The organism is Pseudomonas rossensis, from assembly GCF_039888995.1.
Classification (GTDB): Bacteria; Pseudomonadota; Gammaproteobacteria; order Pseudomonadales; family Pseudomonadaceae; genus Aquipseudomonas; species Aquipseudomonas rossensis.
The window spans coordinates 18936-36191 of sequence record NZ_JBBWCB010000058.1; the positions used below are offsets into that span (position 1 = coordinate 18936).

Sequence of the window (17256 nt, forward strand, 5' to 3'; positions counted from 1 at the left end):
TTTTTATCCTAAGCGTTTCTTCCAAAATCCCTGTACCTCCAAGCGTTACCGAAACCGCCACTAAGTGACCTGATAGCCTTTCCTCGGATTCACAGTGGCAAAATACGTTGCGAGCCGCAACTAATATCCCGGAACAATTTCGCTGGGCCTTATGCCCAAAAAAATGTGTCACTACGCCTGCTGAGGTGCTATCAGCGTTTCCCCCGGAATTGCGAGCCGAGTGCTATGCCAAAGATTGAACAGATCGACCAGGATGCCGAACAGCTATACGAAGCGCTAAGTCACTTGGTTCGGGTTTACCAGTTTCGTGACAGAGATCGCTGCTGCTGCGAAGGCCTGTCCGTCACTCAATGCTATGCGCTTGAGCATGTGATAAAGGCTGGGCCTGTTCGCGTTCAATCGTTGGCCAGCGAGCTTTTCCTCGACAAGAGCAACGCCAGCAGGCTGGTCGACTCGCTTGCAAAACAGGGGTTAGTTTGCCGCGTGCCAGATGCGACTGACGGCCGCGCGCTGGCAATCACCGTGACCCCCGAAGGCGTGTCCCTTTATGAAAGTATAAGATCGGACTTGGTGGGAGAGGCTCGCAATCTAGCTTGCGACTTATCGAAAGAAGCACGTGATGGGGCGATCGAAATGCTACGTCGCTTCGCTAACGCCACCGAACAACGTTGCGGTCTCAAAGACTTCAACGATGACGAGGCTCTGCCCACCAAATGCTGCTGAAGTGGTACGCAGCAGTCATTCTCGACCCTGAAAATTTGATCCGTATCCTGGCCTTTAGCGTGTCAGTGCGAAATAACAACTCTTGAAAGCCTTGAGAATGTCCGAAAAAATTTTGTTCTTCCCCATGTCTATGCCCGACGAGACGCTGCACTCTCGAATTAGCCGATATCATTTACTATCGGGAAACAATAGTGAACGCGAGACATTTAAAGATCTTTTTGGGGCTCATCCATTTCCGCTCAAAATAATTCCAAAGCAAATCGAAGATCTCGCGACTCGTCTGCCCGGTGATAAAATCATCAACCTTAATGAGTTGCTGATTTACAACACCATTCTCCCGGCATATAAACCGTTTTTAGGTGTTTCAGAAATCAGTCAAGGTGTTCACGACGACAGTGTAATGCCTATAGTTGCGAGGGTTCCTCGAAGGGAAGTCAGCAGCCATAGCATGGCGAAGATATGCCTCTCCTGCGTTCAGTCTGATCTAGTAGAAACTGGATATTCATACTGGCATAGAGCTCATCACATACCGGGCATTACTGCTTGCTGGCGTCACGGTGAGCCTTTAATACAATCGTGCCCCAGTTGCACTCATCCCTTTTACCGCCTCAACAAACTACTCCCAACGCTATCAAACCAATGTGTATGCGGCTGGAGCCCTATTGACCCTCATGCCGTTTCAGTATCACCGGAAATTGAGCATAAGCTCGCGCAGTTTGCAAAAGATCTTTTAGACCGAAATTTGCCCACAGTCCCATCGAAAATATTGGCTGACTGTTATCGTCGTCAAGCAAGGAAACGTGGTTATACTTATGGGAAAAACGTGTCGACATCAAAAATGTTCGACAGCATCGAATCGAAGTATGGCCCTGATCTATTATCACGAATCGATAATGCCTACGCCTCGGGTAAACATCATCAGTGGATAAGAACCACCATCGTTAGTGAACAACTCGATATGCCGATCACTCGGCACCTGATTATTTCTCACCATTTGTTTGATAGCATTGACTCTTTTGAGCGTAGCCTTACTCAAGAGTCATTACTATTTAGCGAAAAAAAAACCTCCTCAGTAAAAAAAATTAAAGCTACTTCTGACTCAAAGCAGACGCTTCATCGCCTTAAAGTCAGTCAACTCATAGAGGCACGCCCCACTGCAAACCTAGATTACTTATGGAAACATGCATATCAAGCTGTTCTCTGGCTAAATGTGAATGATAAAAAATGGCTTTTGGATAAACTCTCTTCAAGGGAAAGCACTCCAGTCACAAAGGAGCCGTCGGCCCATAAACTTGACTGCAAGTACGCAGACATTATTAAAGAGCGTATAAAAGAGATATATGATATTAGCAAAAAACCAGTTAGAGCTAATATCAGCAATATTCTGGCGTTGCTTCCTAAAAGGATAGTTGGTGGTATTTCCGAGCGAAAGGAAGCATTTCCGTTAGTGTCAGAACAGCTCGAATTACACTTGGAGTCCCTTTGGCATTTCCGTTTAAGACGGGCACTCTGGGGGCTGTCAGAGATGCGCCGCCTAGAACTCTCTCCAAACACGTCAAGTGCACAGTTATTGACGTCCCTACCTTCTCCAGCCTGGGGGGCACTAGTGAGCCATTTTGAATGGGATTTGGAAAAAATGATGAAGGACGGCATAGATATCGAAAAGGAACTAGCCAATACCAGCGTCACTCACCAATGGGAAGGACTGCCCGAATACGATCAGTCCATAGGTGGTCGAGCTTATGTGTCGATCCGAGCAAGAAGCTAACGTCGACTCGGCCTAAATGCTCCCCTTTAACTGTCGATGGCCAGCTCAGAGCCATCGACTGGCGGCTACTGACAACTCACAGGGCAGGGTTGAGATTCACGACAACCGTTCTTTAATCCAGCCTCGACTCTGGTTAGTTGGCTACGGCGACTGGACTGGCTTGGCCTCCGCGACTTTGATTAGGGTGACACGCACCGCCCGCAACGTCGTAAAGGAGATACAGCAATATATGGCTCAAGAGATAGCCTGAACGGCTTTCCATCACTGTTGCAAAATTGCACTCCACTTGGCCACCTGATTGAATTGGTACTGACCACTCGTTTGCATTGCACTTGACCAGGCGTTGCATTCGATCTGACCACCGATTGCATCGGATTTGACCAGCACGCTTAGTAACCGGGATCGCCTCAGAGCTATGCATTGCTGCCGGTGGTGACAGGCAGAAATCGGCCAAATACGGACAAAAATGGACGCTTCCATCTGTACAGTATTAGGCTTGGCCAGAAGCAGACATTCAGGGCCTAAGCGCCACCGCTATCCCACAGGCGCTCAGCCGAACCTCCATCGCATCGACTACAGCCTCATGTTCCCAGCGTTTCAGTCGCCGCTCCTTACCCGTCGTACATTGCTTCTGCATTAAGCAGGACTGGCAGCCCGAGAACCAATAACAGTGCAGTAGCATCCCGTCTTCCACCGTCGAATGTCGTCTGGTTAGTAACTGTCCCGCAGGGCACCGATACTCCCCCGACGCAGCGACGTAGATGAAGTCCTGCTTGCCGAATCGACCTTCAGCTTTGCTGCTGGATGTCAGTGGTTTCGGTACGAAGGTAGTGATTCCGGCTTGCTCGCAGGCAAGGATTTCCATGCCCTTGTAATAGCCTCGGTCGGCTACCACCGTCAACGATTCAACCCCGATCTCTTCACGCGCCAGGTTCGCCATATTGCTCAGTTGCGCCCGGTCATTACCAATGTTGGTCACCTCATGGGCGATGATCAGATGGTGTTTGTCGTCAACGGCTGTTTGTACGTTATAACCAACCGTTCCGGTACCTCGGCCGCTAGTGGCCATTGAACGTGCATCTGGATCGGTGAGAGAGATTTGTCGGTCCGGACTTTCGTGTAGCTGCGCCTCGATTTCCTTGAGTTTCTGCATCTGTTGTTTCAGGGTTTCTATTTTCTCTTTCAGCCGCTCTGCTTTGGCCTCGGCCACTTCGGGCGTTGCCCGATCCGCCGAATCCATCGCCGCAAGATAGCGATCAATACTTTGTTCGATCTGCTGCATGCGTGCCTTCACTTTACCTTGGGTGAAGTTACGGTCACGGTTGTTGACGGCTTTGAATTTGCTGCCGTCGATGGCGATGATCGATTGTGAGAAGAGGTTGAGGTTACGGCAGCGAACTACGAATTGCCGGCAGATGCTGCGGACGGCTTTGCCGTTGTCCTTGCGAAAGTCAGCAATGGTTTTGAAGTCCGGAGCCAAACGCCCAGTTAACCACATCAACTCGGCATTGCGCTGTCTTTCAGATGCTCCGCAACGCGTTTCTGTGAGGATGGCGATAAAACCGGTCATGGTGGAGACCAGCAGCCCGACGTAAGGCAATTTCTCGGTGATAGCGGCACGTTTTATCAGCCGAGGTTCGGCGGTGACAGGGCGGCCGTCACAGTTGTAGCTCCTTTCGGTCAATTGCGCTGGTGATTGTACAAAAGCCGCACCACTTCACCAGTCTCATTGCACCGGCTAGAAATTTAAAAAACTGCTGAGCTCATTCAATCGATGGACCAATCCCGCTACCGCATGTGTCATTGCTATTTGTGCGTGGAGTGCACAAGTCTTTTGTGATCAATGTTTAAAGTAACTTGGCGACACTTCGCAGAGATATAAATACGCAACAATATTAAGTCAGTAAATATTGGTTTGACATTGGCTCTATGACCTGCTCAAACTTATAGGTGTTGCGCAACAAACTTTCTTAAACGCAATACTACGGACAGGACTAAAAATATGGACTCTCTAGTTAATGATGTAACCTTCGAGCTTGAACTGGACACAGAAACTGCGGAGAAATTCTCCGTCATTCTGAACGATGAAAGCCTGATGCACGCCGGTTTTGTGGCACATCAGTCAAACAACAACGTGTTGACGCTGGCTCTGGCTGAAGACGTAAAAATCGCAGCCTGAAAAAACGGGAGGGAATTAATTCCCTCCCGTTTTTTATTGTGTCAAACATAATGCTTGTTTTAAATCTTTCATCACTCAAAGGTGACCCAATATGCAAAGGCTTAGTTCGAGCCTTCGTCGCCGCAGTGCCGAAGAAACATTGAAAATTATTGTCAATGATATTGCCCCGCGCTTGGGCATTACCCGAGTGACCGATACAACCTGGCTGGACCGCATCGGCATTCCGGTGTTTGCCAGTATACGACCCGATGCATTGAAGGGTTCGCTGTGTGTAAATGCTGGTAAAGGCCTCAGATCAGCAGAAGCCAAGATAGGCGCGTACATGGAAGCCATTGAGTTCAGCCTTGCGCAATACAACACGGCGCAACTGAAACTGTTAAAAACTACGCCGAGGAAACTCATTGAAAGCCACGAAGGACGAATAGCGTTCAATCAGTTCTGCATGTTATATGGCTTCTCTGCCGACGCCGATTCGCTCATCATGGCCATCGAAGCTGAAGATGTATTGCGCCAGCAAAAGGTGCTTGCACCGGCCGAATTGGTGTTCATTCCATACCCCGAAAACCCCGGGCAACAACTCTTTGGGGAAAGCTCCAGTGGCCTGGCTTCAGGCAATGACTTGGTCGAAGCCTCGGTACACGCTGTTTGCGAACTCATGGAGCGCGATGTTCAAGCCTTTAATCACCTGCATGACCGCTCCTGCCTCATCAATCTGGACCGCTACAGTGCAGAAATCGACGCCCTGATCAATAAAATCAATGACGCGGGGTTGAGCCTGTCGGTTCGTTACACCGAGAACTGTTTTGGCCTGGCCTACTTTCAGGCTTTTATCATGGAAGAGTCCTCCCAGGCGCCTATCTCTGTGGCCACCGGTTCAGGGTTGCATCCCATCAAGGAAATCGCCTTGATCCGGGCCATCTGCGAGGCAGCCCAAAGCCGTTTAAGCCACATACACGGCGGCCGGGACGACATCATCGAGCGCGTCAAATATTTCGAGAAAAAGGGCCGTTCGGCCGAACTTCAGGCCATCTCACGCTTGCGTACCGTGGCGGTCTCCCGGGACCAGATGATCGATTATTCCTCCATCGACTGCCAGGAAGCCGCAATCCCCACGATCGAATCGGCCTGGGAGTTGCTGATCGAGCGGTTGCAGCGCGTCGGGCTCAGTACCGTGCTAAGGGTCTTGCTCAGCAAAGCGACGGACGACATCACTGTGGTCAGAATTATTATTCCGGGGCTTGAAGCCTTTGAACCCGGCTTGAAAAGGGTCGGTCCGAGGTTAAGTACGTATGTCAAACAAAGCGCTTGAGATTTGCACACTGTTTGCTGGGCCCTCCCTGCAAGGAATAGACAGTCAATTGCTGGGCGGTGTGGTGATACACCCACCCGTCAAACGCGGCGATATCGAACGGCTGGTGGCGCAAAATCCCCCTTCGAACCTCGCCATTGTCGATGGTGTGTTCCATGCACATCCCGCCGTCGGCCATGCCGAGATACTCGACGCCCTGGGCGCGGGCTGGCACATTTGGGGATTGTCATCCATGGGTGCCATTCGCGCCTGTGAAATGGATACGTTGGGAGTGACAGGTTTTGGTGAAGTGTATCGACAATTCGCCAGCGACCCGGACATGTCCGACGACGAAGTGACCCTGATACATCAAGCACAAGAGCCTTTTCTTTCACTTAGCGAACCACTTGTTCATATCCGGACGTTTTTGAGTGCGTGGGCGTCTGAACAGATCATTACGCCAGCACAAGAACAACACGTACTACACTATCTGAAAAACATGTGGTACGGAAATCGAACACTAAGTTGTTTGAAAGAGGCCTTGCTAGCACTCCCTATCGCGGTAGAAAAAATAGACAGCGCCTTGGCCAACTTTTCTGCCTACAGAATAAAGAGCCTGGACTTGATCGACTTTCTCAAACTGAAACCATGGACGAGGACGGTAAAACAGAATGTCGCCATCAGAGATACTGTGTGAAATAAACGGTTTGCCCTTTGTGCACCCGATGTTCAACAGCATAAAACTTTTAACGCTTGTTGCTGTTGTGCGTAAAAATATCGAGGGCGGCGGGTTGCCTTTAACCGCCTATTTGCAACCGGACTTTGCCACCGCCCTGTATAACCGGCATGTCGAAGGTGCACCCGAGTTTCCACCCCATCAAACGCTCAGTAACGCCGAGCAGGTCATGTTGGCCGAAGCGAAGAGCAACCTCAAAGCCTTGCTGCCGGAATGGACCGGGCTATTGGACCTGCCGGTTAAAATATATAAGTTGCTGACTCAACAAGTCAGCCTGACCAATCCCGTGCTGCCGCAACAAATGTTTCTGGGCGAAGATGCGTTTACCAGCATTACGGACCTTGAAGAGTTACTGGTGCATGAACTGTCCCATATCTGGTCCAGTTTGATCGCCGAGATTTACGACTTCCAGCTCAAAGACAGTTCGAACAGTTACATACTGCCCTCAGGCACCGGTGGCAAGAACCCCAGGGGTGTTTTGCTGGCGTGTCTTTTTGCGGTCAGCGCCGTTAACTACCACCAGCGGTTGCTGTCCAGCGGTTCGGTGCGAGCTCGTCCCGAACGACTCGATTTCTTGCACCAGTATTTTCTCAAAAGCCTGGCCACTCTCCAGGCTTCGGCCGAACTGTCCGAAATCGGAAAACTGATTACCTCCAGGCTGGATGCGTTTTCCAGCGACCTGACCACTGACACCGCTCAAGGATGACCCATGGCAGTCGTACACTTTCCCCGGCAATTCATGTCGTACACCGATCAGCATAAAACACACGCCACCGAGGGCCTGTGTGTCAGCGATGTACTCAACAACCTGACCGCACGGTTTCCCGACCTGATTGGCCCGGTCTTCTCTGAGGACCTGTACCCGCTGCCGTTCGTGGGGTTGTTCGTCGACGGCATGCCCGTGACCAGTGAGCATGACCGCCGTTGTCCCCTGGACAGTAACGCGCAATTGATTCTAATCAACGCCGTGGCAGGTGGCTGACATGCAATGCAACCTGAAGACGGACACCTCCCGTTACGCCCGCCAGATAATCCTCAGCGAGGTCGGCGCTGAGGGGCAGCAGCGCCTCAAAGACAGCAAGGTGCTGGTGGTCGGTGCCGGGGGGCTGGGTTGCCCGGTACTCCTGTACCTGGCAGGTGCTGGCGTCGGGACGATCGGCATCATTGATAACGACATCGTCGACGTGAGCAATCTGCACCGACAAATACTCTATTCGATTGCCGATGTAGGCGACCTGAAAGTGTTGGCAGCCTTGCGCCGCATCAACCAGTTGAACCCCGACATCGTCGTCCGCACCGTTGCCACGACGCTGAACCTGGACAATGTCCTGTCGCTGCTGGCGGAATACGACATCATCGTCGACGCCACTGATAACTTCGACGCCAAATACCTCATCAGTGACGCCTGTATCGAGTGCGAAAAACCGATGGTCTATGCTTCGATCAGTCAGTTCGAGGGGCAGGTGTCGGTATTTAATTATTACAACCGACACACCCAACAACGGGGGCCGTGCTTCCGGGATCTGTTCGAAACACCGCCGCCACCGCACTTGACACAAAACTGCTCGGAAGCGGGAGTTCTTGGCGTCATATCTGGCTTGCTCGGTTGCTTTCAGGCCAATGAAGTACTCAAGCTCATCCTCCGTGCCGGGGAGCCATTGAGCGGGCAATTGTTGTCTATCGACGGCCTGGACAACACTTTTCACCTGTTGAGCATCAACAAGAAAACACGGAGCCGGCCCCCTGCTGGAACGCTTGGCGCCGCGACCACACCTGAGTGGCGCGACAGCGACTGGCTGTCACCCCAGACACTGCATGACTGGATAGCGACACAAGCGCCATTTCAATTGGTCGATGTGCGTGATGTCCACGAGCATCAGCAAGGTTCGCTGGGCGGTGGACTGATTCCGCTCAAAGACATCATCAAGCGCCAGGAAGAGCTCGATACCACCCGCCGTATCGTTTTCTATTGCAAATCCGGCGTCAGAAGCAAGGCAGCCCTACTGGCCGTTCGCAGCGTCAACCAGGATGCGGAACTCTATAGCCTTGAGGGTGGGATCGAGCAATATCTGGCGATCTACCCTGATGACCGTCACCCCGTCGTTTCTTGAACGCCCCCGGCTTGCGCAGTAGCCCTATCTGGATCAAAGGTACGTCAATGAGTGCAAATTTTTCAAGCATTACGTGGGGCTTTCCCGGCATCGACCGGCGTCTGCTGAAAGTGCAATTCAGCTTTTTACTTATGGTTCTGGGTGGACGGTGCAATCAACTGGCGGTGGCCTGGTGGGCCTTGCAGGAAACCGGCTCTGCGCTGTACTTCGCCAACATGATTGCCTGTTCCATTGCGGCGGAGGTGTTAGCCAAACCCCTGTTGGGATGGCTGGGGGACAAGTACAACAAAATCCTGATCATCAAGCTGGCCTCATGGATCAGCCTGCTGGCAGCGCTGTTGATGGTGGTTCTGTCCGCCACGGGGTCGTTCAATCCCTGGACGGTGGGCGCGCTGATGATGATCAGCAGTGCGATTGTCGGTGTGCGCGACCCTCTCCAGGCGTCGATCATTCCTTTGTTCGCAGACGACGATAAAGTTTCCTTGGCCTTTCGGACCAAAAGCGTGATGTCGTCCTTTTCTATTCTGCTGGGGCCGGTACTGGCTAGCGCGTTGATTTACGGGTTCGGTATCACGTTCGCCTTTGCTGCCGATTTTTTTGCGATTCTCATCGCCGGAGCGTTGATCGCGACCATCCCGAGCCACATCGGTGCCACCGGTCAAGGCGAAAAAGCCCCGGGTGCCAGCGGCTTCAGCATGATTTATTCCGGTTTCAAAGTGGTTTACGGAGTGAAAGTCGAGTTTTACCTGGCCATCATTGCAATGCTGATCAACTTTGCCCTGTTTCCGTTCTTCACCATTCTGATTCCACTGTACGTAAAGGACGTCATCCAGTACCCGGTCACATACATCGGTCTGCTGGATTCATGCTTCGGGCTGGGCATTCTGGCGGGCAGTTACAAGATCATCGGCTGGTTATCCGACCGGGTTCCCCGTGACATGTGTGTGTCCGCAGGTTTTGCATTACTGGGGTGCAATCTGGTGGTGGTCGGCACCGTTTCATCGTCGTTCATCGTACCCGCGGCCTTTTTCTGCGGCGGCGTAGGCCTGATGTTGATCAACATCCCCACCTCCGCAGTGAGGCTGCTGGCGACGCCCAAGCTCCATCGCAACCGGATTTTTGCCACGGTTTCATTTCTGTCTGCGGCGGCCAGCCCCTTGGGCAGTTTTGCGATGAACACCCTGATCGCCGATCTGGGGGTTGCACTGACAATCACGCTGCTGGGTGTCATGGTGCTGCTGTTGTCTCTGCTGGTCTTTCTGGTACCCGATTTCAAAACTTTCATGCGTTCCCCGGATACGCAGCTCAATGATGCCTACCTGGAAAAATACCCTGAAGCGTTTGCGCACTGACGTGCCTCGCCGCCCCCCGCCTCTTACAAATGGAGTTGCCTTTCACCATGCCGGACTTCAAGGATCGACCTGAATCTGCTCGACATGAACAGATCTTCTGCGGCCAATATTATGATGATATGGGCTGTACCGGTTTCCTGGGGGACCCGTCCAAGGATCGAATCTCGGTTCTGATGCTGGGGCTTTCGGACGGTGTGGCGCTGGCGCCGATCGCAGCCAGCACCAGAGTGGCCCATCTGTTGGCCGTTGATCTGGACGAGACCGCATTCGTGCGCAGCCTCGATAACCGGAACCGACTTGCAGCGCATATCGACTTTGACAGCGTGGTCGCTGATGCCGCGCACTTCCTGGACGTCACCCCCGACCGGTACGACGTCATTATTGTCGACCTCTACACCCAGAGCGGTTATGCCCCGATAGTGTTTGATCACGGGTTCCACCAACTATTGAAGAGCAGCCTCAACCCCCTCGGTCATGTGGTGTTCAACGGTTTTGGCGTCCCCATGAATCTGGACCCGTTCAACGGCCCTGCGCCCCAGGCTTGGCTCGCCCACTGCCTGAACGACAGTTGGGGCGACATTCATTACCTGCCCCACCGACGCAATGCGACGTTCATTATCGGCCCACCTCCATCAACCACACCACGCACCGCAGCTGCCCTAGAGTCTTTATGTGCCAGTGACCGGCTCTTCATGGACATCATGAGCCTTCGCCTGCGCTATCTGACACCCACGGTTATCCGTCACGCGCCGCTTGAGCCTCCGGCGCTGGACTTCGTCGGAATTGATCTCGAGGTGCACAAACGCTGGAAGGAGTCGTTACCGGCCTTATCGGCACTGCTTCCAGACTCGCTGAAGCTGAGCAAACCCAACGATCTTCGCGTGTTACTGGATGACCCGGACGCTTGCCAAGCGCTGCAAGAACGATTGTTGAAGGACAAGTCTTCGCTGCGTACCACGCTGGCGTTGCTGATCGCAGGCGAAGTCAACTTCTCGGACCGCGATATGTCATGGCTTCCCGACTGGGTCCTCACGACACTGGAGAATAGCGTCGAGATCCACCCACGAGACTGGCTGGAGGGTTTACTTCCTTATGCCTATGGCGTCATTACCCACAGAACCCGGGGGGATGTGACCAAAGTGGAAGGCTTTCGACGGGCGCTGGCCCGATTGTCACCGAGCACATGGCGGTCCGACGTTTCACCGAGCCGAGCGCCAAGCGCGTAGCCGCGGTAATACTAGGTGGGAGTATGGTAAGCGTGAATCGGGGCAGTGGCTAGGCGGGTGTAGTTTGATATCAGCAGCTACTTTCTGTAAGCAGCCTCAGGGCCGAACGTCCCCTATTGGCCGAAAGCTGAACTTGGCGAACGTCCGCATTGGGTCGTCCTCTGCCGGTCATGGCCACGAGGCCTGCAGGTCAAATCCGATGCAAATTATTGGTCAAATCGAATGCAAATGGCTGGGCAAGTCTGTGCAATTACCTAGCGGATAGGCTCTCGACAGAACTGGTATAGCCTCCCTTGATTTTTCTATGCCATCATCAATGCTTGTAAAATCGGAGGCTAAGGACATGGCAAACGATTTACCACCAGATTACATAGAGTTCGCGAAACAGTTGGGGTTCTCGTCACCAGAGCAGTGGGACGTGACCAGGGGAAATCTGAAAGATGGCTGGAAACGAATTCATCGTCGCATTGTGACAGGGCGGTCTCTTCGGGGGACGATTCGGGACTTTGTAGCTAGAATGAATTCGTCTGACGATCACTTTAGGCGTAAGTCCGGTGAGGTCGGGGTAACTAGGGTAACTCCAGTATCCGCGCAGATTCAGCTTTTTGATGATCTATACCCGCAATTTGCGCCTTATGTTCCCCCTCAGACGTCGGTAGGGTCTGAACACCGGATAAAAAAACTGAAAGCTCCCAAAATCCGAAAGTCGAAAGTCGAAAGTCGAAAGTTAAGACGCCTATGTTTGTACAAATTGGATTTGGCTTAGAAAGCACCTTCCGGCCACGGAAAATCGAGAGGGACAGCGTGATTCTTGACGAACACACTACACCAATTGAAAAAGCCTCAAAGAGCATAATTTACGTGCCAGGTTGGTCGCTAAGCGGATCATATGGGGACAGCGATTAATCCTGATATTTCCAAGATTTCAGTTGTTGCGCTAGATTTGTCAATTCTATACTGCTCAATTATTTTATAAAGGTCATCTCATGTCCCGTCTTGCTGAATTCCGTCAACTCGAAAAACACTTGGCCGAACAACTCGCTGCCCTTGAAGCCATGAAAGGCGACGAAGGCCTGAAAAAAGAAGTTGAGTTCGAAACTAAGCTGCGGGCTTTGCTTGCCGAGTACGGTTATAGCCTCCGCAACGTCATCGCGCTCCTCGATCCCCAGGCAGCAAGCCGTGCTTCTACTACCGCTGCCCCGAAAAGTGTCCGTAAAGCACGTGACGTCAAGATCTACAAAAACCCAAATTCGGGCGAGTTGATCGAGACCAAGGGCGGGAACCATCGCCAGCTCAAGGAATGGAAAACTGAATTCGGCGCGGACATTGTTGAGTCCTGGCGCACTCAGTAAGATCGGTTTGAGTACAAATGAGGGCCCTGCGGGGCCCTTTTACGTAGCCAGATGCGGGGTAATCATGGAGCGACATCTCTACAGGTTCAGGACAGCGGATCGTCTGCTCGGAAAAGATGCCACCGAGACCAAGGAGGCTGTGCCGGGAGAGCTTGAGAAGTTTGAGATTTACTTCGCACCGCCTGAGCAATTGAACGATCCTCTAGCAAAAACGTTATGAATGCCTGCAAAGGGTCATTAGCTACTCTTCGCGACGGGCAGAAATCGGCCAAACGGTCACTTGTTACTAATTCCGACGCATTAACGCTCAAAGCCATGCGAGCGCCGATGATGCTGTCGAATACCGTCAATTCGCTTCATTCAGCTCGTTTTTTTCTATAAGACAAATAGAAAATGAACGGTTCCGATCAGGACAGCCCCTCTGGCAACTGCCCTGCGCCCGGCTGATGCAAGGAGATGTTCAGTCGCGCCCGCCGGCAATCAGTCGATAAACCAACGCCCCCGCTACCGCCCCCAAAATCGGCGCGAGCCAGAACAGCCAGAGCTGCGACATCGCCCAGTCGCCCACATAGAATGCAACCGCCGTACTTCGCGCGGGGTTGACCGAGGTATTGGTCACCGGAATGCTGATCAAGTGAATCAGGGTTAGCGCAAGCCCTATGGCCAGCGGTGCAAATTCAGTGGCGGCGCGCACCGAAGTAGCCCCCAAAATGATCAGCACAAACACCCCGGTCAACACGACCTCACAGATAAAGGCCGCCCACAACGAATAGCCCCCCGGCGAGTGTTCTCCATAACCATTGGTAGCAAAGCCCGCACTTACATCAAAACCGGCCTTGCCGCTAGCGATCAGAAAAAGTACGCCACCGGCAACAAGCCCACCCAATACTTGCGCCAAAATATAAGGCAACAGTTGGCGCGTGGGCAGCCGTCCACCGACCCAAACACCAATGGAAACCGCCGGATTGAGGTGGGCGCCGGAAATGGGCCCTATGGCATAGGCCATGGTCAACACGCTCAAGCCAAATGCCAGGGATACACCGAGATAACCGATGCCCACTGCCGGAACGCTGGCCGCGAGCACGGCACTGCCGCAGCCCCCCAGCACCAGCCAAAACGTACCGAGAAACTCTGCCCCGTATTGCTTCATCCACAATCCCTCACGACCGTGAGGTCGCAGAATAGAAAACCACGTTAGAGAAAGGCTGACGCGATGAGCGCCAGGAATTGAATGACACATCCGTGTGCCCAGTGCTCGTCTTATAGGTTGCAAGGCGCCGATCCAGAACCCCTTGCGACTACGGCCAGAGCCAAGGCTCCTCCGTCTGCAGCGTATTGCCCCCCGTCGTCCCTGAACTCAACGGCCGGCAAACTAACAGCCGGTTGTGCCGGTTGGGGTCAATTGCGATATTTGTTCAGAATTGCGTGAAGATTCGCTGCCACGTTTGCATCACACAGTGGGACGGGTTGTTCAGGTGAGCGGCAGGCGCCTGCAAGGGCCTAGTCCCCCACAACACCAGCACCGTCGGGGAGAGATCTTCGGTCCATTCGTCACCGAGGTCCGTTTCAGCACCGACGAAGAAACTTGGCCATCGTCGCGCATGAGGTAACCAACATTGGTAATGACCCGGCTCAACTAAGCAATATGGCCATCAGGCGCGTGAAGAGATCGGAGCTGAGTCAGATTCGAGGCGAACAAGCGGCTGCGCTCATCTCGGTAGCTGGGCCAATGTACTGAGCAATTGGCTGCGGCTGGTTTTCTTGCGCAAGTCCTGTTGGACCTTAGCGTCCTGGCCATGCAGGTGAAACCTGTGTTTGCCAATTTCGATACCGAGAAGCGTCATCGTGGTCATGAGAGATCCTCCGCCGAAAACGGGAAAAGCCCTGCAAGCGTAAACCTGCAGGGCTTCTCGCTAAGCCCGACAGGTAAACCTGTCGGGCTTTTTTTGTTCACACCGCTGAAAATTAGACGGTTTGGTCTTTAATGGTGGTGCTTGGACCGTTGGTCTTGACGCTTTCAATCCCTGCGGCGCGCGCCGCTTCAGACGAGTAACGCTGGCTGTTGCCAATGACCTGATGGTTCGCTGCCTTGAGGTTGAAATAAGGCTTACCGTCCTTAGCCACTTCCTTGGCATAGCGTGCGTCAACAGGGCTATTGACCTGTACCGAAGCAATGCCATTTTCGGCTGCGCTGCGAGTGGTATACCGCTCACTGGTCAAAATGATTTCAGCGTTGCCTGCCTTGAGGACGAAACGAAATTGTCCGTCAGTGCTTTTGCTCAACTCGTACCAACCTGCCATGAAGTGACTCCTTTATAGTGTCCGGAATTGCTGTTACAGCTAAGCGACGAAGGTGGCGCCTTCCATAAATACCCTGAGCAGGCGTTCCGCGATCTTTGGCGCTCTACCGGTGGCGACTGGGACGCCAACCCTTGGGTCTGGGTCGTCGAGTTCAAGAAAGTGAAGCCGTGCTCCCGAAGGCCATGACCGTAAGCACCTGCATCTGGGGCGTCATCTTCCTCACTGTCGAGGAAAATCAAAAATAGGAGCTCACCCAACTAGGGCCTAGCACTCCGTGCTTGGTAAAGAGCCAACGCTGGGTGAGCGGTGATAACTCTATCTAGCGTTGCGGCATGCGTCTCGAACACAATTCTGAATAAATCTGAAGAGCCTGCCGGTGAACGGCGGGCAAGGAATTCGCATGCCCGAATTACAGCGGAACGCGGTGCTCTTTCCCGGCTTTCATTCGCGACGCCGAAGTGGGCGATTCCGACTCTAAATAAACCCTGGACAATACTTGGTTTGATCTAGGCTTGAATGAAATCACGCGGGAGAAAAACTGAATAGCCCCAGATTTCGTAGACACATCTGACTGACTGCTCTTGGCCGATTTCTGCCTTTCGTCACCGGCAGCTATGGGTCTAGGCTGTGTGAAAACGTTTGAGAGCAAGTCTGACAGTCAGAATCGGAACGAACGACGCATTCCTACGCAAACTTCAGGTCTGGCTGACTAACCAAACCCTGGCAGATTTTACGTAGCAACGCAGACTACGAGACGGTGCATGCATTTTCACACAGCCTAGGTCGATTTCTGCCAGCCGCAAACGGACCTAGGCGACCCTCAAACAGGCCTTTAGGGCGCTACATGATGTTGAGCAATGGCCATTTTCTAGAATTCCCTACAAAACCTAAAGATTAAAAAATTGGTTTCTACCTCGTTCTTTAGCTATATAGAGAGCTTTATCGGCTCGGGCCAGTAGTACGTTATCTGGTTGCAGTGGGTCAAATGTATGTAATGAAAAACCAACGCTTATAGTTAAGTATCCTGTGCTGGAAGCGGAGTGCGGTATTCTCAAGTCTCGCACTAGTTGGCATAGAGTTTCGACGTGCCGAGCTGATTGGTCTTTCGTCATGCCGTTGGAAAGAATTACAAATTCTTCACCGCCATACCTGGCTGCAAAATCAGAACCTCGCTGGAAAGACTTATTCAAACTATCAGCGACACGTATTAATGCTTCGTCGCCAGCCTGATGCCCATAAATATCATTGAATGACTTGAAGTTATCGACATCAATCATGGCAAGTGTCAATGAGTCGCTGTTGCGGCATGCAATTTTACATTGAATTTCGAACTGTGTATCAAAAAAACGACGATTGTAAATGCCTGTCAGTCCATCTTTTATGGATAGTTGTTCGAAGTGTGCTTTCATTTCCTCTAGGGACTGATGCTCGTCGCGAAGTTGCTGTTGTATTAGTATGCGAGGCGTTACATCTTTTTGTATACCTAAAAAATTGGTTACAATTCCATTTTCATCATGAATTGGAGATATGCTTAGCTCATTCCAAAACATCGTTCCATCCTTGCGGTAGTTTCGCAAGGTTACGAGGCAGTGCTCACCCTTTTTAACGGCGTTGTGAACTATTTCAAGTTCAGGCTGTTCTTGATCGTTTTTTTGTAGGTATCGGCAGTTAATGTTAGTGATTTCTTCAAACGAGTAACCGGTCATGCGCTCAAACGCAGGATTTACAAAAATCAGCGGATTGTCGTCGATACAATTATCGGAGATGGTGATGCCATCTCGAGAATCCATAACTGCCTGTTTAAGAATTTCAATCTTCATGCAAATTCCGTTAGTAGGATTGAATGGAGAAGCGCTGTTTTAAAAGGGTATAACATCTAGATAGCACAATTAATTAACTTGCTTAATGTGTAAGTGTAGTCGTTGGAAAAATACAATGTCTGTTTTTTATGCTTTCGATAGCCGTTGCGATTGATTTCAGTCAAAAGTTCCGCAGAAATGGCCTTGGCTGGCTGATTGCGTCAGAAATGACCTGCATTAGGGCATCAGTATTAAAGGCTTAACTGGTCACTTCTTTTTCGCGCGACCGCTTGGTGACCGGCAGCTTTTGGCCGTAAGCCGCACTCCGCGAATGGCTATATTGGGTCGATTCTGTTGAAAAAGTAGCTCCCCTGTCTGGCCTGCGGCAAAATCTCTGCATTGGCCAGCAGGGAAGCACGCA

General features: G+C 52.0%; 14 protein-coding genes and 3 pseudogenes. 12 read left to right on the plus strand and 5 right to left on the minus strand.

What is annotated here, in order from left to right:
* Window positions 1-225 precede the first annotated feature (225 nt).
* From WLY71_RS16700 to WLY71_RS16710, 3 genes and pseudogenes are all read left to right on the plus strand, one after another.
* Window positions 226-723: a MarR family winged helix-turn-helix transcriptional regulator gene (locus WLY71_RS16700; protein WP_347804417.1), complete on the plus strand. Its 498-nt coding sequence runs from the start codon at window positions 226-228 to the stop codon at window positions 721-723.
* Between the two features lie 97 nt (window positions 724-820).
* Entirely contained in the window at window positions 821-2491 is a 1671-nt protein-coding gene (locus tag WLY71_RS16705) for a TniQ family protein (protein ID WP_347804418.1), read from the plus strand.
* 82 nt (window positions 2492-2573) lie between these two features.
* A pseudogene (locus WLY71_RS16710) lies at window positions 2574-2741 on the plus strand (pyridine nucleotide-disulfide oxidoreductase); the annotation flags it as partial.
* Window positions 2742-3041: 300 nt separating this feature from the next.
* On the opposite strand, the pseudogene WLY71_RS16715 reads toward WLY71_RS16710, so the two are convergent.
* Window positions 3042-4013: pseudogene (locus tag WLY71_RS16715) on the minus strand (IS1182 family transposase); the annotation flags it as partial.
* A gap of 480 nt (window positions 4014-4493) precedes the next feature.
* On the opposite strand from WLY71_RS16715, the gene WLY71_RS16720 reads away from it, so the two are divergent.
* From WLY71_RS16720 to WLY71_RS16760, 9 genes are all read left to right on the plus strand, one after another.
* A complete protein-coding gene (locus tag WLY71_RS16720) occupies window positions 4494-4670 on the plus strand; it encodes a hypothetical protein (protein WP_158245990.1) in 177 nt (58 codons plus the stop codon).
* A 91-nt stretch (window positions 4671-4761) separates the two neighbouring features.
* Window positions 4762-5979 (plus strand): YcaO-like family protein, encoded by a 1218-nt coding sequence (locus WLY71_RS16725; RefSeq protein WP_347804419.1) that lies wholly within the window; start codon window positions 4762-4764, stop codon window positions 5977-5979.
* Window positions 5960-6655, plus strand: a complete 696-nt coding sequence (locus tag WLY71_RS16730) for a TfuA-like protein (protein ID WP_347804420.1) — start codon at window positions 5960-5962, stop codon at window positions 6653-6655. Before WLY71_RS16725 ends, WLY71_RS16730 begins: the two co-directional genes overlap by 20 nt.
* Before the next feature lie 94 nt (window positions 6656-6749).
* The gene (locus tag WLY71_RS16735) at window positions 6750-7400 is read left to right on the plus strand and encodes a hypothetical protein (protein ID WP_347804421.1); all 651 of its coding nucleotides are present in this window, start codon (window positions 6750-6752) and stop codon (window positions 7398-7400) included.
* 3 nt (window positions 7401-7403) lie between these two features.
* Window positions 7404-7676: a MoaD/ThiS family protein gene (locus WLY71_RS16740; protein WP_150641753.1), complete on the plus strand. Its 273-nt coding sequence runs from the start codon at window positions 7404-7406 to the stop codon at window positions 7674-7676.
* 1 nt (window position 7677) lies between these two features.
* A complete protein-coding gene (gene moeB, locus WLY71_RS16745; protein WP_347804422.1) occupies window positions 7678-8805 on the plus strand; it encodes a molybdopterin-synthase adenylyltransferase MoeB in 1128 nt (375 codons plus the stop codon).
* 47 nt (window positions 8806-8852) lie between these two features.
* A complete protein-coding gene (locus WLY71_RS16750; protein ID WP_347804423.1) occupies window positions 8853-10157 on the plus strand; it encodes an MFS transporter in 1305 nt (434 codons plus the stop codon).
* Between the two features lie 47 nt (window positions 10158-10204).
* Entirely contained in the window at window positions 10205-11383 is a 1179-nt protein-coding gene (locus WLY71_RS16755) for a spermidine synthase (protein WP_347804424.1), read from the plus strand.
* 986 nt (window positions 11384-12369) lie between these two features.
* The gene (locus WLY71_RS16760) at window positions 12370-12735 is read left to right on the plus strand and encodes a histone-like nucleoid-structuring protein, MvaT/MvaU family (protein ID WP_150710539.1); all 366 of its coding nucleotides are present in this window, start codon (window positions 12370-12372) and stop codon (window positions 12733-12735) included.
* Window positions 12736-13195: 460 nt separating this feature from the next.
* On the opposite strand, the gene aqpZ is transcribed toward WLY71_RS16760, so the two are convergent.
* From aqpZ to WLY71_RS16780, 4 genes and pseudogenes are all read right to left on the minus strand, one after another.
* The gene (aqpZ, locus tag WLY71_RS16765) at window positions 13196-13885 is read right to left on the minus strand and encodes an aquaporin Z (RefSeq protein ID WP_347804425.1); all 690 of its coding nucleotides are present in this window, start codon (window positions 13883-13885) and stop codon (window positions 13196-13198) included.
* Window positions 13886-14450: 565 nt separating this feature from the next.
* A pseudogene (locus WLY71_RS16770) lies at window positions 14451-14588 on the minus strand (IS110 family transposase); the annotation flags it as partial.
* 112 nt (window positions 14589-14700) lie between these two features.
* Window positions 14701-15036 carry a YegP family protein gene (locus tag WLY71_RS16775; RefSeq protein ID WP_347804427.1) on the minus strand — a complete coding sequence of 112 codons (336 nt, stop codon included), beginning with the start codon at window positions 15034-15036 and terminating at the stop codon, window positions 14701-14703.
* 887 nt (window positions 15037-15923) lie between these two features.
* A complete protein-coding gene (locus tag WLY71_RS16780) occupies window positions 15924-16856 on the minus strand; it encodes a diguanylate cyclase (protein ID WP_347804428.1) in 933 nt (310 codons plus the stop codon).
* Window positions 16857-17256: the final 400 nt, after the last annotated feature.